The sequence below is a fragment of the Micromonospora sp. DT53 genome (assembly GCF_049841535.1).
In the GTDB taxonomy this organism is placed as follows: Bacteria; Actinomycetota; Actinomycetes; order Mycobacteriales; family Micromonosporaceae; genus Micromonospora.
Genome location: NZ_JBNCKM010000014.1, coordinates 44,044 through 62,797 on the forward strand (window position 1 = coordinate 44,044; position 18,754 = coordinate 62,797).

Genomic DNA, 18,754 nt, shown 5'->3' on the forward strand with positions numbered 1-18,754 from the left:
GGCTCGCAAACCCGGCTCACTCCTCGCGCTCATACCCGGTCTCCCTTGTCGACGGTCAGACCGCCAGTGGCCGCTCCGGTGGCCTCGATGTGCCGGTCCACCTCGGCGCCGAGGCTGCGCAGGATGTCCAGCACCAGGCCGATCACGACCAGGTACACGCCGATGTCGAAGAAGAGCGACGTGACCAGGTGGGTCTCACCGATCAGTGGCAGCGACCGGTCGACCTTGGCGCTCTCCAGCACCGACCCACCGACCAGCAGCGCCACCACGCCACTGCCCACCGACAGGGCCAGTCCGGCGCCGAGAATCGCGCCGGCGCCGATCGGGGCCGCCTCGGTCAGCTCGTACCGGCCGCCGGCCAGATAGCGGACCACCAGGGCGAGACCCGCCACCAGCCCGCCGGCGAACCCGCCGCCCGGCGCGTTGTGCCCGGAGAAGAGCAGGAACAGGGAGAACAGCACCACGGTGTGGAAGATCAGCCGGATGACCACCTCCAACACGATCGAGCGGCGCTCCTCGTAGAGGGTGGGGCCACCGCGCAGCCACACCGGCCGGCCGCGTCCACCCACCCGCTGGTCCGACTCGGGCCGGCGCGGCCGCGGCCCGGTGCGGGAGCGTTCGAAGATCAGGCTGGCCACCCCGGTCGCGGCCACCACCAGCACCGCCAGCTCGCCCATCGTGTCCCAGGCCCGGATGTCGACAAGTGTCACGTTGACCACGTTGCGGCCGTACCCGTGGGCCACCGCCAGGTCCGGGAAGGCGGCGGAGATGTCCGGTGCCCGGCGGGCGCCGACGGCGGTGAGGGCCAGCCCGGCGGCCACGACCCCCGCCGCCACCCCGATCGCCCGACGGACCCAGCGGGTACGGCGCAGCGGACGGGCCGAGAACCGCTCCGGCAGGCGACGCAGCACCAGCACGAAGACCGCGATCGTCGAGGTCTCCACCAGAAACTGGGTGAGCGCCAGGTCGGGCGCTCCGTGCAGCACGAACAGCATCGCCGTGCCGTAGCCGGTCATCCCCACCAGCAGCATCGCGGTCAGCCGGCGACGGGCACCGACCGCCAGCACCGCCGCCACCGCGATCACCACCACGACCACCGGTTGCAGCGGGCTGTCCCAGAGCGGAAGCCGCGCCCGCCAGGGGCTGGCGGAGAGCATCGCCGTACCGGGCACCAGCACCAGGGCGACCAGGATGATGCCCAGGTACTGCGGCAGGGAGCCGCGTTGGGTCGCGCTGGTGACCTCGATCGCCAGCCGGTCGAACCGGTCGATGACCCACTCGTACCCCTGGTTGCCCCGCACCGGTGACCGGAGCCGGGCCAGCACCGGCGCGAGCGGCCCGCGCACGGCGAAGAGCACGCCGCCGCCGACGAGCGCCAGCACGGACAGGCCGAGCGCCGGGGTCGGTCCGGCCCAGAGCGCCAGGTGCGCGTCGACCCCGCCGAGCAGATCGGCGTACGGCCGCAGCAGGTCGTCCAGCACGCTCGCGGCCGGGCCGGCCAACAGACCGACACCGGCGAGCACCGCGGGCGGGACCAGCAGCGACGCGGCGATCGACCCCGGCGGGACCGGCGCCACACCCGGCCGGTCGGCGAACGCGCCCCAGAGGAAGCGGGCGCTGTACGCGACGGTGAGCACCGTTCCGGCGACCAGGCCGGTGAGTAGCGCCGGTTGGTCGGTGAACGCCCCGAACACCGCTTCCTTGGCCACGAAGCCGACGAGCGGCGGCACCCCGGCCATCGACGCCGCGGCCAGCACGGTGACCACGAACAGCGGCCGGGACCAGTGCCGCAGCCCGGACAGCTCGCGCAGGTCACGGGTGCCGGCCTCGTGGTCGATGATGCCGACGACCAGGAACAGCGCCGCCTTGAACAGGGCGTGCGCCAGCAGCATCGCGGTGCCGGCCAGAGCGGCGTCCGGGGTGCCCGAGCCGGTCACCGCGACCAGCAGGCCGAGCTGACTGACCGTCCCGTACGCCAGCAGCAGCTTGAGGTCGGTCTGGCGCAGCGCGGCCCAACCGCCGAGCAGCATGGTCGCCACACCGGCGACCTGCACCACCGGCCGCCAGGGGCCGACCGTGGCGAGCACCGGCGCGAGCAGCCCGACCAGGTAGACGCCGGCCTTGACCATGGCGGCGGCGTGCAGGTAGGCGCTCACCGGCGTGGGCGCCGCCATCGCGACCGGCAGCCACGAGCTGAACGGCAGCACCGCCGACTTGGACAGCGCGCCGGCCAGGATCAGCAGCACGGCGCCCACCAGGTAGCCGCCGCCGGGCAACGACTGCGCGCTGATCTCCGACCAGCGGTAGGTGCCGGCCTGCTCCCCCAGCATGATGAAGCCGACAAGCATGGCCAGGCCGCCCAGCGTGGTGACGGTCAACGCCTGCGCCGCCGCCCAGCGGCTGGATCGCCGTTCGGTGCTGTGCCCGATCAGCAGGTACGAGAAGATCGTGGTCAGCTCCCAGCCGACGTAGACCAGCAGCAGGTCGTCGGCGAAGACCACGACGAGCATCGCGCCGGCGAAGGCGACCAGGACGGCGGCGAACTGCGCCAGCCCGGTGGAGCCGGCGCTGAAGTAGCGGGCGCTGTAGACCAGCACCAGCGCGCCGACGCCGCCGATCAGCAGCGTCATCAGCCAGGACAGCGTGGTGAGCCGGAACGCGAGGTCGAGGCCCAACTGCCGGATCCACGGGTACGTCTCGACCACCGCCCCACCGTCGGCGACGGCCGGGGTGCGGGCCACCGCCCAGCAGAACGCGGCGGCCGGCGCGAGCGCCAGCGGGTAGCACGCGCGCGGACCCCACCGGCGGACGAGCAGGGGCGCGGCGAGGGCCGCCACGAGGTGGAGGACGAGCAGAACCAGCACCTGCGCTCCCGATCGACGTGGCCGACGCCCGTGGCAGCGGTGGCGCCTAGCAGCGATCAGACGCCAGTTCGTTCCCCGCCGGGCGGTTTTGCCGGAATTCGCTCGGCAGTCGCCGGGTGGTGCCTGTGCCGGAAGGTGGTCAGTGCAGCAGGGCGTTGTTGAGGGGCTGCGCGTCGTCGGGGGCGGGGCGGTCGCGGCGCGGCTCGGCCAGCAGGTCGGGGCGGCCGAGTTGGCGGGCGACCCGGTCGACCACCCGTTCGGCGGCGGTCAGTGACCGCACCGAGAGCAGGCGGCCGCGGCTCTCGCGACGCAGCACGAAGTAGTGGACGGCGACGCGGACCTGACCCCGATCGGCGGCGCTGGCCTGGGCGGTGCAGAGGACCAGCTCGCGCAGGCACCGGGCGAGGCGTTCGGCGATCTCGAGCTCGGGGCCGTGCAGACCGGCGCGGAGCGTGGCGAGGTGGCTGTCGACCTTGCGAATCAGCACATCGGTGCCCGGTGCGACGGTGCGCTGCTCGCCAGCCATCACATCCCCTCACCCCGGTTCGCGTTGGGGGTGAAGTTACTTTATGTTGCTCCTTAGAAGCAAGCAGTTAAGTGAGACTTAACGCATTAAGCGCACCTTCCACGCTTTTTGCCTTTCCCTGGCCCATTCCGTCGTGAGGTCGTTCGTGGATGTCGGACCTGCGGGGCACGATGAACCGGTGACCGGGGCAGACACAGACGCCGGCGCGGTGCTCGCCGGGTTCGGCCCGGCCACCCGCGCCTGGTTCGACAACGCCTTCGCCGCCCCGACCGCCGCACAGACCGGCGCCTGGCGGTCGGTCGCCGCCGGTCGCAACGCGCTCGTGGTGGCGCCCACCGGCTCCGGCAAGACGCTCGCCGCCTTCCTCTGGTCACTCGACCGGCTCGCCCGCGAGCCGGCCCCGACCGAGGCCCGCCAGCGGTGCCGCGTGCTCTACGTCAGCCCACTCAAGGCCCTCGCCGTCGACGTGGAGCGCAACCTGCGCGCCCCGCTCGCCGGCATCCGGCAGGCGGCCACCCGGCTGGGCGTCGCACCACCCGACATCACCGTCGGCATGCGCACCGGCGACACACCCGCCGACGAGCGACGCGCCTTCGCCCGCACCCCGCCCGACATCCTCATCACCACGCCAGAGTCGCTGTTCCTGCTGCTCACGTCCGCGGCTCGCGACTCGCTGCGCGGCGTCCAGACGGTGATCGTCGACGAGGTGCACGCGGTGGCCGGCAGCAAACGCGGCGCCCACCTCGCCCTCTCCCTCGAACGCCTCGACGAGCTGCTGCCCGCCCCGGCGCAGCGCATCGGCCTCTCGGCCACCGTGCGGCCGATCGACGCCTGCGCGCAGTTCCTCGGCGGCGCCCGCCCGGTCGACGTGGTGCAACCGGCCAGCACGAAGACCATCGAGGTCAGCGTGCAGGTCCCGGTGGAGGACATGACCCGCCTGGACGAGCAGGAGCAGCCACCGGAGGACGACCTCGGCGGTCCCGGGCCGCGGCGGGCGTCGATCTGGCCGGCCGTGGAGGAGCGGGTCTTCACCCTCATCGGGCAGCACCGCTCGACAATCGTCTTCACCAACTCGCGCCGCAGCGCCGAGCGCCTCTGCGCCCGGCTGAACGAGCTGGCCGCCGAGGCGGTGGCCGCCGAAACGCTGGCCGCCGAGGCAGGGGCCGCCGAGGCGCCGGCCGCGCAAGCGGCGGCCTCCGAGGCAGGGGCCTCCGCGTTGGCGGAGGGCGCGATCGGCGTACCCGAGGGGTTGTCGGCGGCTGACGACCCGGCGGCCGACGGCGGCCCGGTGCCCGACGCGCAGCGGTGGGGTGGTCCCGCCGGTCCGCTGCGCAACCGGCCGCCGGCCGAGGTGATGGCCCAGTCCGGCGCGGCCACCGGCGCGGCGCCCGTGATCGCCCGCGCCCATCACGGCAGCGTCTCCCGGGAGGAGCGCAAACACATCGAGGAGGCGCTCAAGTCCGGCCAGCTCCCGGCGGTGGTGGCCACCTCCAGCCTGGAGCTGGGCATCGACATGGGCGCGGTCGACCTGGTGGTGCAGATCGAGGCGCCGCCGAGCGTGGCCGCCGGGCTGCAACGGGTCGGCCGGGCCGGGCACCAGGTGGGCGCAGTCTCCCGTGGTGTGGTCTTCCCCAAGCACCGCGGCGATCTGCTCTCCTGCGCGGTGGTCGCCGAGCGGATGACCGACGGCGCGATCGAGGAGCTGCACTACCCGCGCAACCCACTGGACGTGCTGGCCCAGCAGATCGTCGCGATGGTGGCGTTGGAGCCGTGGGCGCTCGGCGACCTGGCCGTGCTGGTCCGCCGGGCCGCGCCCTTCGCCGAGCTGCCCGACTCGGCGCTGCACGCCGTACTGGACATGCTCTCCGGCCGCTACCCGTCCACCGCCTTCGCCGAGTTGCGCCCCCGACTCGTCTGGGACCGGGCCACCGACCTACTCACCGGCCGCCCCGGCGCACAGCGACTCGCGGTGACCAGCGGCGGCACCATCCCCGACCGGGGCCTGTTCGGGGTCTTCCTGGCCGGCGCCGAGCGGGCCGCCCGGGTGGGCGAGCTGGACGAGGAGATGGTCTACGAGTCCCGGGTCGGCGACGTCTTCCTGCTCGGCTCCTCCTCCTGGCGGATCGAGGAGATCACACCTGACCGGGTGCTTGTCTCGCCCGCCCCGGGGCAGGCCGCCCGCATGCCGTTCTGGAAGGGCGACCAGCTGGGTCGACCGGTGGAGCTGGGCCGGGCCATCGGCGCCCGGGTGCGCACCCTGCTGCGACAGACCGACGAGGCGGCGCTGGCCGCGCTGCGCGACGGCGGGCTGGACGACTGGGCTGCCGGCAACCTGATGGCCTACCTGCGCGAGCAGCGGGAGGCCACCCGCTCACTGCCCGACGACCGCACGGTCGTGGTCGAACGGTTCCGCGACGAGCTGGGTGACTGGCGGCTGGCCGTGCACAGCGTTCTCGGTGCCCGGGTCAACGGGCCGTGGGCCCTCGCGGTGGGCCGCCGGCTGGCCGAGCGGTACGGCGTGGACGCCCAGGTGATGCCCTCCGACGACGGCATCGTGGTGCGACTTCCGGACACCGCCGACGAGCCCCCCGGCGCCGACGTGGTGGTCTTCGAACCGGACGAGATCACCCAGCTCGTGGAGGAGTCGGTCGGCACCTCCGCCCTCTTCGCCGCCCGTTTCCGGGAGTGCGCCGCGCGGTCCCTGCTGCTGCCGCGCCGCGACCCGCGCCGCCGCCAGCCGCTCTGGCAGCAACGGCAACGCGCCGCGCAACTTCTCGACGTCGCCCGCGAGTACGCGGACTTCCCGGTCACCCTGGAGGCCGCCCGGGAGTGCCTCCAGGACGTCTTCGACCAGCCGGCGCTGGCCGGGCTGATGCGTGACCTGGCCACCCGCAAGGTGCGGCTGGTCGAGGTGGAGACCAGCGCGCCGTCCCCGTTCGCGCGGTCGCTGCTCTTCGGCTACGTCGGCGCGTTCCTCTACGAGGGCGACGCCCCGCTGGCCGAGCGCCGGGCGGCCGCGCTCGCCCTCGATTCCACACTCCTCGGCGAGCTGCTCGGCCGGGTCGACCTGCGGGAGTTGCTCGACCCGGCGGTGCTCACCGAGACCGACCGGCAGCTGCGGTGGCTGACCGAGCAGCGCCGCCCCCGCGATGCCGAGGACGTCGTCGAGCTGCTACGGGTGCTCGGTGACCTGAGCGACGCCGAGTTGACCGAGCGGGGTGTGCCCGAGGCGTGGCTCGACGAGCTGGAGGCGACCCGCCGCGTGCTGCGGGTCCGGATCGCGGGCGAGCAACGCTGGGTGGGCGTCGAGGACGCCGCCCGCCTGCGCGACGCCCTCGGCGTGGCGCTGCCGATGGGGGTGGCCGAGGCGTACCTCGCACCGGTGGCCGATCCGCTCGGTGACCTGGTGGCCCGCTACGCCCGCACCCACGGGCCGTTCGCCGCGGCCAGTTGCGCGGCCCGGTTCGGTCTCGGCGTGTTCGTCGTCGAGCAGACGCTACGCCGGCTCGGCGCGACCGGGCGGGTGGTCTCCGGGGAGTTCACACCGGATTCGGCCGGCGCCCAGTGGTGCGACGCCGAGGTGCTGCGGATGCTGCGCCGCCGCTCACTCGCGGCGCTGCGCCGGGAGATCGAGCCGGTGCCGCCCCGGGCGCTGGCGACGTTCCTGCCCCGCTGGCAGCAGGTCGGCTCGTCCGCCCGAGGCGTGGAGGCGCTCGCCGCCACCGTGGAGCAGTTGCAGGGCGCGGCCGTGCCGGCGTCCGCCCTGGAGCGGTTGGTGCTGCCCGCACGTGTCGCGGACTACTCCCCCGCCCAGCTCGACGAGCTGTGCGCCAGCGGGGAGGTGCTCTGGGCGGGGTCGGGCGCGATCTCCGGGGGCGACGGCTGGGTCACCCTGGCGTACGCGGACGCCGCGCCGCTGCTGCTCCCGCCGCCCGACGAGGCGTTGACCCGCACTCCGCTGCACGACGCGGTGCTGGACGCGCTCGGCGACGGCCAGGCCCTGTTCTTCCGCCCGCTGGCCGACCGGGTCGGCTCGACCGACGACGCCGCGCTGACCGGGGTGATCTGGGACCTGGTCTGGGCGGGGCACCTCAGCAACGACACCCTCGCCCCGCTGCGCGCGGTGCTCGGCGCCGGCGGCGCGCACCGCTCCCGGCCATCCGCGCCCCGCACCCGTTACCGGCGGCCCGGTCGGGTGGCGCTGCCGACCCGGGGTGGCCCGCCGACGGTCGCCGGCCGTTGGTCACGTCTCCCGGAGCGGGACCTCGACCCGACCCGGCGCGCCGCGGCGCTCGCCGACCTGCTGCTGGAACGGCACGGGGTGGTCACCCGGGGCGCGGTGATGGCCGAGCAGGTGGTCGGCGGGTTCTCGGCGGTCTACCCGGTGCTGTCGGCGCTGGAGGAGCGCGGTGCGGCCCGCCGGGGTTACTTCGTCGAAGGGCTCGGCGCGGCGCAGTTCGCCGTACCCGGTGCGGTGGACCGGCTGCGCGCGCTGGCCGAGCCGACCGACGGCGCCCGGGGCCGGGGCGTGGCGGCCACCGTGCTCGCCGCGACCGACCCGGCCAATCCGTACGGCGCGGCGCTGCCGTGGCCGGAACGGGTGGTGGACTCCGGCGACGGGGCCGCCCCGGCGACTGGGCACCGGGCCGGCCGCAAGGCGGGCGCGCTTGTGGTGCAGGTCGGCGGTGACCTCGTCCTCTACGTCGAACGCGGCGGCCGAACGCTGCTCTCCTTCACCGACGACACCGACACGCTCGCCGCGGCCGGCAAGGCGCTCGCCGACGCCGTCCACTCCGGGGCGTTGGGCGCGTTGTCGGTGGAGCGGGCCGACGGCGAGACGGTGCACTCCTCGCCACTGCGGGACGCGCTGACCACCGCCGGCTTCCGGGCCACCCCCCGCGGCCTACGCCTACGAGGCTGACCCGCCAGTTTCGGACCACCCTTGTCGCCCGGGCTCACGCGGCCCCCTCCGGCACAACGCGGACGAGCGCACGCGCCGATCGACGCCCGATGCGCTACAGGCCAGCCAAGGCCCCGCCGAGGGCAACCCAGCAGAGAGCCTGATGTCTGTGAGTCATCACGATGACTCACAGACGTCACAGTCAAAAGAACGACATGCTTGGGCCACGCCGGCCCATCAGCGCAGGCCGTTGAGGACCTTCTCGTAGCGGGGCCGGTCGGCGGCCGGGGTCTTCGCCTCCAGGTAGTTCAGCACCACAGCGCCACGCCGGTACGACTGGCCGCCCCAGGTCTCGGCAATGTCACTGGCGCTGGTCTCGTCCGGGAACACGTACACCGTGACGGCGTCGGTGGCCATCAGCTCGGAGCAGCCCAGGCCGAGGCCGTCCGGCCCACAGTCGACCGAGCGGTCCTTCGGGTGCGACACCTTCAGGCCGGCGGCCCGGAACGCCTCGATGACCTGCTTCGCGCCGGGAGCACTGGCCGGACGCTTGGGCAGCACCACAGGTGGCGGGCTGGCCGGACGCCGCTGTGTCGTGCCCTGCGCGGCGGCGGGCGGCGAGGTGGCGGCGTCGACGCTGGGCGAGGCCGGGGGCGTCGGCAGGTCGGTCGGGGTCGCCTCGGACGAGACGGACGGGCTCGCGTTCGGGCTGCCGTCGTCGTCACTGCCACAACCGGCGGTCAGGGCGACGGCGACCAGCAGGACTGCGATGGCGGGGAGGTTCCGAGTTGTCACCAGGGCAGTCTGCCCAACGTCATCCGGCGGCGGGAGGGGCCGGTCGGCCACTGCGCTGTCCCGTATCCGCCAGCACACCGCGTTTCACTGGCCTGCGGGCAGAACGGCCGCGGACCTCCTCGCGGCGGCTCCGGGGGACCTCCTGCGGGTTTCGGGCTGATGTTCGACTGTGGAATGCTTCTCCGGTGGGTGAGCATGTGGTTCCGGTGGGCTGTCCCTGCTGTGCGTCACGGACCGGCGGGGGGACCTGCCCCGTCTGTTTCTGGACCGACGACGGCCAGACCGACGCCGACGCGGACGCCGTCCGGGGTGGCCCCAACGGCGACCTGAGCCTCACGCACGCCCGTCTCAACTACGCCGTCTACGGTGCCAGCCACCCGCGCTACCAGGACATGGTGCGCACGGCCCGCCCCGACGAGCGCCCCTGACGCTGAGGCGACGCCCGACGGGGTGAGCGTGGCTCAGCAGACCGGCACGCTGCCGCCGTACACGCCGGAGATGTACGCGTGACTGACGTACTGGCCGCTGGCCAGGCGGTTCCAGCGGGTGGTGGTGCGGTAGGGGCCGGCGACCCGCTGGCCGGTGACGTAGCACTGGATCGGTACGTGGGCCAGCCGGGCGGCGAGGCCACGGCTCGCGTACGACGTGCTGGCCCCGGCGCGGATGTTGAGCGGCCCGTCACCGACCACGCCGCGCGGCCCGCCTCCGGTCCACAGGTAGGCGACGTCCACCCAGGCGTTGGTGGTGAGCCGCAGCCCGTCCCAGAACGTGCCGTCGGCCAGGTCGATGCCCGCCGGGTTGAGCACGGTCCGCCCGAACTGGTCCCGTCCTCCGTTGTAGCCGGACTGGTAAGCGGCCTGCGCCTCGGGCCGACCCTGGGGCAGGTTCTTCCAGTTCTCCCGGACCGACGAGGGGTTCCAGTAGTCGTCGCGGGTGTTCCACGGCCCGACGTCCCAGACCGGGGCGTACTCGCAGCGGGAGCCGCTGGTCGTGCAGACCCGCACGGTGTAGTCCCCGGTGTTGAGTGGGGAGAGACCGCGTCGCGACGGCAGCGCCGCGAAGTGGTCCCGGGGTTGCACGGTACGGCCGTTGGCGGTCAGCTCACCGACCAGTCCGATGCGGGTGGCGTACACCCGGTAGGTGCGGCCGGGTGTGGCTGCGGACACGGCCGCGTTCGCGTCGGCGGTGAGCTGCACGCCGCGTACCGTCGCCGTGGCGCCGCCTTCGGGGGCGGTGAGCACCACCCGGGTCTGCACCTGGGTGACGGGCTGGTCGAAGACCGCGCCGGGGGTGGCCGCCCGCCACTCCGTCCAGCCGGCGGACCGCCAACCGCGGACCTGCGCCTCCGCGGTCGCCCCGGTCGGGACCGCGGCGTTGATCTCGGCGCGGACCCGGGTGGCCGGCCGGGCGAGGGTGCGGGGAGCGGTCAGCAGCATTCCCTCGGCGACCGCGCTGTGCGGGCTGCGGGCGCCACGCCCGGGAATCCGGGACTCCCGAAGTCGTAGGCCGGCGGCGGTGCGCCGGACGTTGACGTCGTCGCGATCGACGATGGTGAGGTCGGCGTTCCACCATTCGCCGCCGGGTGCGGCGGCGACGAGGGCGATCGGGGTGCCGGTGGGTGCGGGCGGGACGTTACCGCCGGGCAGCAGCCCCGCGGTGAGCAGAAGGGAGAGGGTGGCGATGAGGGCGACGAACGGGATACGGCAACGCGGTCGCGTCATGGGCATTCTCCTCAGAACCCCCTGACCTTCGCATGTCAGGAGATCATGAGGAACCTGAGTACAAATGGCGACACATGCGAATCTTGCTCGAAAGAGGGAGGATGGCAGGGTGCCCGAAGGCGACACCGTCTGGAACACCGCGCGCGTGCTGCACCGCGCGCTGGCCGGCGCGCGGATCACCGGCAGCGACTTCCGGGTGCCGCAGCTGGCGACCACGGACCTCACCGACTGGACCGTCCGCGAGTCGGGCAGCCGGGGCAAACACCTGCTGCTGCGGCTCACAGCTCCGACCGAGGAGCACTGGACCCTGCACTCCCACCTGCGGATGGACGGCGCCTGGCGGGCGTACGCCCCGGGAGAGCGCTGGACCGGCCGACCCGCGCACCTGATCCGGGTGGTGCTGCGCACTCCCGGCGCTGTCGCCGTCGGCTACCACCTGCACGACCTGGCCCTGCTGCCGACCGCCGAGGAGGACCAACTGGTCGGCCACCTCGGCCCCGACCTGCTCGGCCCGGACTGGGACCCGGACGACGCGGTCCGTCGGCTCGCCCACCACCCGGAGCAGACCATCAGCGAGGCGCTGCTCGACCAGCGCAACCTCGCCGGCGTGGGCAACCTCTACAAGTGCGAGGTGCTGTTCCTGCGCGGCGTGTCACCGTGGACCCCGGTCGGCGGGGTGCCCGACCTGCCGGGCCTGGTGGCCCTCGCACAGCGGTTGCTCGCCGCCAACCGCGGTCGGTGGACGCAGAGCAGCACCGGCTCGCTGCGCCGGGGGCAGACCAGCTACGTGTACGGCCGCCGCGCCCAGCCCTGCCGCCGCTGCGGCACCGCGATCCGCAAGGAGGAGTTGGGCGAGCGGGTCACCTACTGGTGCCCGGTCTGCCAGCCCGAGCGTCCGATTCCGCCGCCATCCGGCTGAGCAGGGCACGGCCGAACGAAACCCATCGCAGAAACGGACGATTGGGTAATTCCTAACCGGCCGCCGGGGTTGCATGCTGCGGTTGAGCGCTCACCGACCGTCAGCAGAGTGCCGAGGTCCCCACGCCGGGGTGGCGGACCTCGCGCCCCGAACCGGGGAGAGTCATGGCGATGTTCCGCAGACTCCGCTCCACCTTCTTCGAGCGGACCACTCACGACACAGACGCCCGCGCCAACGGCCGGTCGGCGTCCGTGCCGGCCGCGCGTACCGCCGAGGAGGCCGTCGCGACGCCGAGCCTGGACCCGGCGGTCGTGCCCCGCTACTTCGGCCCGGTGCCGAACTTCGCCCACAGCCCCCGCCCGAGGCGTCACCCCGACGGGCAGGTGGCGGCCGGGACCGGGCTGCGCAAGTTCGTCGACCCGCTGCCCCTCCCCGGCCGGCAGGGCCACGGCGACCTCGGCAGCCACCTGCCGGTGGCAGCGCCGGACACGATCAGCTACCCGGGCTGCGACTACTACGAGATCGGCCTCCAGGAGTACGCCCAGCGGCTGCACCGGGACCTGCCGGCCACCCGGCTGCGCGGCTACCGGCAACTCAACCTGGGCACCGACCCGGCCGGACACAACACGGTGGCGCCGCCGGAGCGACAGTGGCACCTCGGGCCGATGATCCTCGCCCGACGGGGTCGACCGGTCCGGGTGAAGTTCATCAACCAGCTCCCCACCGGTCGGGCCGGCGAGCTGTTCCTGCCTGTCGACGACACCATCGAGGGCGCCGGCATCGGCCCACTGGACGGACCGGCGCCGTACCCACAGAACCGGGCCGTGCTGCACCTGGCCGGGGCGCAGACCGGCTGGACCAGCGCGGGCAACCCGGGGCAGTGGATCACCCCGGCCGGCGAGATCACCCCGTACCCCACCGGGACCGGCCTGGCCCACGTGCCGGACATGCCGGCGCCCGGCGCCGGGGCCACCACGCTCTACTTTCCGAACGAGCAGAGCGGCCGGCTGCTGTGGTTCCACGACAACACCCTCGGCCTGGCCCGGCTCACCGTCTACGGCGGACAGCTCGCGCTCTACCTGCTCACCGACCCGGCCGAGGACCAGCTCGTCGCCGACTCGGTGCTGCCGGCAGACCAGGTGCCCCTGGTCATCGAGGACAAGACGTTCGTTCCGGACGACGCCCAACTCGCCGCCGAGGACCCGACCTGGGACCGGGAACGCTGGGGCGCCCGGGGAAGCCTCTGGCATCCGCACGTCTACCAACCCCGGCAGAACCCGTACCGGTCCGGCGGACGCAACCTGACCGGCCGGTGGGACTACGGCCCCTGGTCCCGCAACGTCGCCCCGGACGACGCCCGCGCCGACGGTTGGGTGCCGAACCCGTACCACGACCCGGACGGCGCGCCGGACGAGCCGCCGCTCAACCCCGGGGTACCGCACCCGTCGGCAGTCCCCGAGGCGTACGGCGACACCCCGCTCGTCAACGGCGTCGCCTACCCGTACCTGGAGGTGCGACCGCGCGCGTACCGGTTCCGGATCCTCAACGCCTGCCTGGACCGCAGCCTCAACCTCCAGCTCTACCGCGCCCGCTCAAACGCGGCGATGTGGACGGCCGACGGCGCGCTCGCCGACCCCGACGCCGGTGAGGTGCCGATGGTGCCCGCCGCGCGCGCGGCGGACCGCCCGGCGGGGTGGCCCACCGACGGACGCGACGGCGGTGTGCCAGACCCACACGCCGCCGGCCCGGAGTTCATCCAGATCGGCAACGAGGCCGGCCTCCTGCCGGCCCCGGTGGTGCTGCCGAACCGACCGATCGGCTACCGCTACGACCGGCTCGACCCGACAGTGCTGAACGTCGACGGACACACCCTGCTGCTCGCCCCGGGCGAGCGGGCCGACGTGCTCGTCGACTTCTCCGCCGTACCACCGGGCAGCACGCTGATCCTGTACAACGACGCCCCGGCGCCCCTGCCCGGCTTCGACAGCCGCTACGACCAGCACACCGACGCCCCGGACCGCAGCGCCGAGGGTGGCCCGCCCCCGACCGAACCGGGGTACGGCCCGAACACCCGCACCCTGCTCCAGTTCCGGGTCACCGGGACGCCCGCGCCGCCGTACGACCTGAGCCGGCTGCGCGAACGGCTACCCCTGGCGTACGCCGCCAGCCAGCGCCCGCCGATCGTCCCGCAGCCGGCGTACGACCCGGCGTTCGGGACCCGCACCGCGGCGCAGACGACGGTGCCGGTGCACGCCACCACTGTGACGTTCACGCCAACGGCCGGCACCGGCCCGGTGACCCTGCCGATCGCGGTCAAGGCCGCACAGCAGATCTTCGAGCCGGACCACGGCCGCTGGGCGGCCCGGCTCGGCGTCGGGCACCCGCACGCCGGGCCGCTCAACCCGACGACGCTGCCGCTCGGCGCGACCGACCCGGCCACCGAGGTGCTCTTCGCCACTGACCCGGCCGTGCCGGTGGGCGCCCCCACCGACGGCACGCAGCTCTGGCGGATCAGCGGCAACGTGCGGCAGACCGAGCCGTTGCAGGTCGGCGGCTGCGACGTGCAGGTGATCAACAGGGTTGGCTGGGACGGCAGGCTGCGACTCCCGCACGGCACGGAGCTGGGCTGGAAGGGAATCATCCGGGTCAACCCCAGGGAGGACGTGGTAGTGGCGCTGCGCCCGGTCGCGCCGGTCCTGCCGTTCAAGCTGGGTGACAGCGTCCGGCTGCTCGACCCGGGCCGCCCGGGCGGAGCACGCATCGGGTCGACGCCGGTCAGCCCGGCCGACGGGCGACCCGCAACCGTGGTCAACCAACTGGTCAACCTGGGCTGGGAGTACCGCTGGCACAGCCAGCTCGCCGGCCACCGCGACGGCGGGATGACCCGACCGCTGGTGCTGCGGGTGACGCCGAAGGCGCCGACCGGGCTGACCGCCACACCGGTGCCCGGCTCGGCCACCGCGCTACCCGCGATCGCGCTGGCCTGGACCAGCAACGGCGGGCGACCGCCCGCCACCAGCCACCTGCTGCAACGGGCCACCGACGCGACCTTCGGCGGCGAGGTCACCACGATCACCGTCGCGGCCGCCGCCACCCGCTACACCGACGCGACAGTCACCCCCGGGGTGACCTACCACTACCGGATCCGGGCGGAGAACGCGGTCAGCTACTCGTCCTGGTCGAACGGCGTGCCCGCCTCGGTGCACCTGGCCGCGCCGAGCGGACTCGTCGCGACACTCCCGCCGGCCGCGCCCCTGCGCGTGGCGCTGCGCTGGACGAACCGTTCGTTCGCCACAGGCATCGACGTGCAACGGGCCACCAACCCGACGTTCACCAGCGGCCCGGGCACCACGGCCATCCGGGTCGGCGACAACCACCTGGACGCGACGGTCGGGCCGGACACCACGTACTACTACCGGGTGCGGACCACCTACCTGGGCGCCGCCTCGGCGTGGTCGACGGTCGCCACGGTGACCTCGCCACCCGCGCCGGGCGCCCCCAGCGCGGTGGGCGCCACCGCCGGCGCACCGGGGCCGGACACCGCGACCGTGACCCTGGCCTGGGCGGCGAGCACACCCGGCGGCCCGGGGTCCGGGTTCACCGTGCAGCGGGCCCTCGACCCGGCCTTCGACCAGGAGGTGGCCACCTTCACGGTGACCGGTCGCGGCTTCACCAACACGGGGCTGGCCCGCGGCGTGACCTACCACTACCGGATCCGGTCCTTCAACGTCGTTGGCACCTCGCCGTACACCGGGCCGGTCCTGGTGACGACACCACCGTGACCGGCCGCGCGGCCCCGGCGCTGTCGGCGCATGGCCTCGGTGCGGGTCCGCCGTCAGCGGGTCGGCGCGCGTAGCGGGGTGCCGACGGCGCGCAGCTCGGCAAGGGCCCCGGCGACCCCGTGCAGCAGGTCGGTCGCCTCGGTGAGCCGGTCGGCGGCGGGGTGGGCGGTCTCCGGTCGGGAGTCCTCGGCCAGGTAGCCGGCGGCGGCGACCACCAACCGTTCGTACGCCGCCACCCCGCCCTCCAGTTGGGCGGTCAGCGCGGCGTGCGCCTCGGCCAGCGGCGGCCGAGCGTCGGTCGGGGCCAGCCGCAGCGCGCGTTCGACGCTGGCCACCCGTGCGGCCAGGTCGCGTAGCGAGCGGTCGGCGGCGGCGGCCTCCAGCACCGCCGGCTCGGCCAGCCCGGTGAGCCGGGGGGCCATCCCGGCCAGGGTGAGCGCCGCCCGGTCCAGTCGGGCCCACTGCTCCCCGGCGCTGGTGCCACGCAGCGCGATCCGGGAACGGACCCGGCGCACCTCCGCCAGCACGCCCGGGCCGACCGGCAGCCGTTCGACGGCGGCGACCAACCGGGCCCGCGACCGGGCCGCCGCCTCCGCCGGGGCGAGCGCGGGGGGCGCCGGCTGGGCGGCCAGGGCACGCACGTCGATCCAGCGCCAGGCGGCGAGCGCCACCGCACTGCCCGCGGCGCCGGCCCAGGCCGCGTCGGGCAGACCAAGGCCGGCGTACGGAGTCAGCACCGCCGCCGCGCCGCCGAGCCCACCGGCCAGCACACTCCACCGTCGGGCCGACCGGCGAAGCCGACCCAGCCTCCGGAAGTACCGTGTCCGCTCGTCTGCCACCCTGACCTCCTCGGTCCGGTCGTTCAGCCGGCGGCGGTCGGGTCGCCGGTGCCCCGCTCGCGAGCCATGCTGGCGCGCAGCTCGTCCAGCCGGGCGGCGGCCGTCGGATCGGTGGCCGGGGTGCTCTTCTCGGCCTGCGGCACGGCCGGACGCTGCGCCGCGCCGCCGCCGAGCTGCTCCCCCGCCATGCTGGACCGGATCTGCTCCAGCCGGGCCGAGCCGGCCGAGTCGATAGTGGCCTTCTGGATTTCCAACATACGGCCCTCGGCGGAGTTGCCGGCCAGTTCGGCGCGACCCATCGCGTTGGCGTACCGCCGCTCGATGCGGTCGCGCACCTCGTCCAGCGACGGGCTGGTGCCCGGCGCGGTCAGCGACGACATCGACTCCAGCGAGCGGGCCACCGTCTCCTGCATCTTGGCCTGCTCCAGCTGACTGAGCAGCTTGGTGCGCTCGGCGAACTTCTGCTGGAGGATCATCGAGTTGTTCTCGACCGCGCGGCGGGCCTGGGCGGCAGCACCCAGCGCCTGGTCATGCAGGGTCTTCAGATCCTCGGTGGCCTGCTCGGCGGAGACGAGCTGGCTGGCCAGCGTCTGCGCGGACTGCTCGAACCGCGCCGCCTCGGCCTCGTCGCCCTTGGCCCGGGCCTGGTCGGACAGCACCAGGGCCTGCCGGGCGTTGCCCTGCAACCGCTCGACGTCGGACATCTGCCGGGACAGCTTCATCTCCAGCTGACGCTGGTTGCCGATCACCGCAGCAGCCTGCTGAACCAGCGCCTGGTGCTGCCGCTGGGCATCCTCGATGGCCTGCTGGATCTGCACCTTGGGATCGGCATGCTCGTCGATCTTCGCACCGAAGAGCGCCATCAGGTAGTTCCAACCCTTGACGAACGGGTTCGCCATCTCCGTGGTATCCCCTCAGTAGCGTCGCTCCACCACGGCCGGGCCGGCTGAACCGACCGACCGTGACCCGGCCGGTCTCCATCGTCCCAGCCGAACGCCAAAGAGGCATCCGTACCGGGCGGTCGACAGCACCGGCGGCTCCTGCGAGCAACCCTACGCGGCCGGGGCCAGCCCGCCCATGGTCAACCGGACGGGCGACTCAGGCGGCGCAGACCACGTCCCGGTCGCGCTCGGTCGGGCGGACCCGGGTGCTGCGCAGCGTGGCCTTGAGCGGGGAGTCCTGGCGGACCGACACGGCGACCTTGCCGTCGGAGGTGACCTGACGGACACCCCGGTTGGTGCTCTTGGCTGCGGCGTCGGCCGGCTCGTCCTGCATCGAGACGAGCACCCCGGGCATCTGCTCGGCGAGCGCCACGGTGTCGCTCACCTCACGCAGCAGCTCGGACAGGCGGGCCCCGAGGGCGTCACAGATCGCGGCGAGCAGCTCGCTCGACGGCTCCTTGTGCCCCCGCTCGATCTCGGAGAGGTAGCCGAGGCTGACGTTGGCGGCGGTGGAGACCTCACGCAGCGTGCGCTGCTGCCCCTGGCGGCGCGCTCGCAGTGCGTCACCGATCACCCGGCGTAGCAGGATCATCGCACCTCCCCCTGAGGGATACCTCGCGCCCGGCGCTGGGCAGCCGGTCGCGGCGGGCCGCGCCGACCCCGAACGTCGGAGCCTTCCCGCAACCGTACCCGTTGCGAGCCCGGGCGACATCCCGCCCCGCCCGTCGGTTCGTCGGGACGGGTCCTCCCGAGCGCGCCGCCGCCCGTTCCCGCCCGTCCGGGGCGGCCCCGGCCGCAGTTCCAGCCTCGGGTTCCGGCCGCCGCTCCCGGCCGCTCCCGTGCTGCCGGCCTCTGTGGTCCTGACCCGCGTGTTGCCGGTCTGCGTGGTCCTGACCTTGGTGTTCACGGTGTCGCGGCGACCAGCCGTTCGGCGAGCAGCCGCAGCGCCTCGACCACCGCCGCCGCGCGGACGTTGTCCCGCCCGCCGTCCAGGTCTAGCTGGCGAACCTCACCGCCGTTCGGTCCGGCGACCGCGACGTAGACCAGGCCCACGGGCTTCCCGTCCTGTGGCTCGGGGCCGGCGACCCCGGTGGTGGCCAGCCCCCAGTCCGCGCCGCACCGCTGCCGGCCACCCTCGGCGAGCGCCGCCGCCACCTCCGGGTCCACCGGCCCCCGCTCGGACAGCAGATCAGCGGGTACGCCAGCCAGGGTCGCCTTCAACTCGGTGGCGTAGACCACGAGGCCCCCCCGGTAGATCCCGCTGACCCCGGCGATGTTCACGATCGAGGCGGCCAGCGACCCGCCGGTGAGCGATTCGACAGTGGCCAGGGTCTCGTGTCGCTCGGCCAGCCGGTGCACGACGCCCGCCGCCGCACTGCCCACCTCAGCACCACTCACTCCACCGCCGTGCCCCTCAGCACCACTCACCTCAGCACCGCCCCCGTCCACCGACCCCAGCCCTCATCC

12 protein-coding genes are annotated in these 18,754 nt (G+C 74.1%); 4 read left to right on the forward strand and 8 right to left on the reverse strand.

Going from position 1 to position 18,754, the window contains the following annotated elements:
• Positions 1–29: 29 nt before the first annotated feature.
• Both ACLQ3B_RS32495 and ACLQ3B_RS32500 read right to left on the reverse strand, forming a co-directional pair.
• The gene (locus tag ACLQ3B_RS32495; RefSeq protein ID WP_425784492.1) at positions 30–2,864 is read right to left on the reverse strand and encodes a Na+/H+ antiporter subunit A; all 2,835 of its coding nucleotides are present in this window, start codon (positions 2,862–2,864) and stop codon (positions 30–32) included.
• A 139-nt stretch (positions 2,865–3,003) separates the two neighbouring features.
• The gene (locus tag ACLQ3B_RS32500; RefSeq protein ID WP_425784493.1) at positions 3,004–3,390 is read right to left on the reverse strand and encodes a hypothetical protein; all 387 of its coding nucleotides are present in this window, start codon (positions 3,388–3,390) and stop codon (positions 3,004–3,006) included.
• Positions 3,391–3,568: 178 nt separating this feature from the next.
• On the opposite strand from ACLQ3B_RS32500, the gene ACLQ3B_RS32505 reads away from it, so the two are divergent.
• The gene (locus tag ACLQ3B_RS32505; RefSeq protein WP_425784494.1) at positions 3,569–8,311 is read left to right on the forward strand and encodes an Lhr family helicase; all 4,743 of its coding nucleotides are present in this window, start codon (positions 3,569–3,571) and stop codon (positions 8,309–8,311) included.
• A 216-nt stretch (positions 8,312–8,527) separates the two neighbouring features.
• On the opposite strand, the gene ACLQ3B_RS32510 is transcribed toward ACLQ3B_RS32505, so the two are convergent.
• Positions 8,528–9,085: a hypothetical protein gene (locus ACLQ3B_RS32510; RefSeq protein ID WP_425784495.1), complete on the reverse strand. Its 558-nt coding sequence runs from the start codon at positions 9,083–9,085 to the stop codon at positions 8,528–8,530.
• A 185-nt stretch (positions 9,086–9,270) separates the two neighbouring features.
• Here ACLQ3B_RS32510 and ACLQ3B_RS32515 point away from each other — a divergent pair, with 185 nt between their 5' ends.
• Positions 9,271–9,513, forward strand: a complete 243-nt coding sequence (locus tag ACLQ3B_RS32515; RefSeq protein ID WP_238671784.1) for a CPCC family cysteine-rich protein — start codon at positions 9,271–9,273, stop codon at positions 9,511–9,513.
• Between the two features lie 33 nt (positions 9,514–9,546).
• On the opposite strand, the gene ACLQ3B_RS32520 is transcribed toward ACLQ3B_RS32515, so the two are convergent.
• Positions 9,547–10,806 carry a hypothetical protein gene (locus ACLQ3B_RS32520; RefSeq protein ID WP_425784496.1) on the reverse strand — a complete coding sequence of 420 codons (1,260 nt, stop codon included), beginning with the start codon at positions 10,804–10,806 and terminating at the stop codon, positions 9,547–9,549.
• Between the two features lie 109 nt (positions 10,807–10,915).
• Between ACLQ3B_RS32520 and ACLQ3B_RS32525 the strand changes: the two genes are divergently transcribed.
• Positions 10,916–11,725, forward strand: a complete 810-nt coding sequence (locus ACLQ3B_RS32525; RefSeq protein WP_425784497.1) for a DNA-formamidopyrimidine glycosylase family protein — start codon at positions 10,916–10,918, stop codon at positions 11,723–11,725.
• A 164-nt stretch (positions 11,726–11,889) separates the two neighbouring features.
• Positions 11,890–15,507 carry a hypothetical protein gene (locus ACLQ3B_RS32530; protein WP_425784498.1) on the forward strand — a complete coding sequence of 1,206 codons (3,618 nt, stop codon included), beginning with the start codon at positions 11,890–11,892 and terminating at the stop codon, positions 15,505–15,507.
• A 53-nt stretch (positions 15,508–15,560) separates the two neighbouring features.
• Here the strand turns inward: ACLQ3B_RS32530 and pspM are convergent, their stop codons facing one another.
• The 4 genes from pspM to ACLQ3B_RS32550 form a co-directional block, all read right to left on the reverse strand.
• Positions 15,561–16,346 carry a phage shock envelope stress response protein PspM gene (gene pspM / locus ACLQ3B_RS32535; protein ID WP_425784499.1) on the reverse strand — a complete coding sequence of 262 codons (786 nt, stop codon included), beginning with the start codon at positions 16,344–16,346 and terminating at the stop codon, positions 15,561–15,563.
• Between the two features lie 23 nt (positions 16,347–16,369).
• On the reverse strand, positions 16,370–17,245 hold the full coding sequence (locus tag ACLQ3B_RS32540) for a PspA/IM30 family protein (RefSeq protein ID WP_425784500.1): 876 nt from the start codon (positions 17,243–17,245) through the stop codon (positions 16,370–16,372).
• Between the two features lie 199 nt (positions 17,246–17,444).
• Positions 17,445–17,879, reverse strand: coding sequence for a helix-turn-helix domain-containing protein (locus tag ACLQ3B_RS32545; RefSeq protein ID WP_091400451.1), 435 nt, complete (start codon positions 17,877–17,879; stop codon positions 17,445–17,447).
• A 311-nt stretch (positions 17,880–18,190) separates the two neighbouring features.
• Entirely contained in the window at positions 18,191–18,715 is a 525-nt protein-coding gene (locus ACLQ3B_RS32550; protein ID WP_425784501.1) for a CinA family protein, read from the reverse strand.
• Positions 18,716–18,754: the final 39 nt, after the last annotated feature.

Coding starts and splice junctions, on each gene's coding strand:
- ACLQ3B_RS32500 (WP_425784493.1), bottom strand. CDS start 3,390: ATGGCTGGCGAGCAGCGCACCGTCGCACCGGGCACCGATGTGCTGATT.
- ACLQ3B_RS32520 (WP_425784496.1), bottom strand. CDS start 10,806: ATGACGCGACCGCGTTGCCGTATCCCGTTCGTCGCCCTCATCGCCACC.
- ACLQ3B_RS32530 (WP_425784498.1), top strand. CDS start 11,890: ATGGCGATGTTCCGCAGACTCCGCTCCACCTTCTTCGAGCGGACCACT.
- ACLQ3B_RS32540 (WP_425784500.1), bottom strand. CDS start 17,245: ATGGCGAACCCGTTCGTCAAGGGTTGGAACTACCTGATGGCGCTCTTC.
- ACLQ3B_RS32545 (WP_091400451.1), bottom strand. CDS start 17,879: ATGATCCTGCTACGCCGGGTGATCGGTGACGCACTGCGAGCGCGCCGC.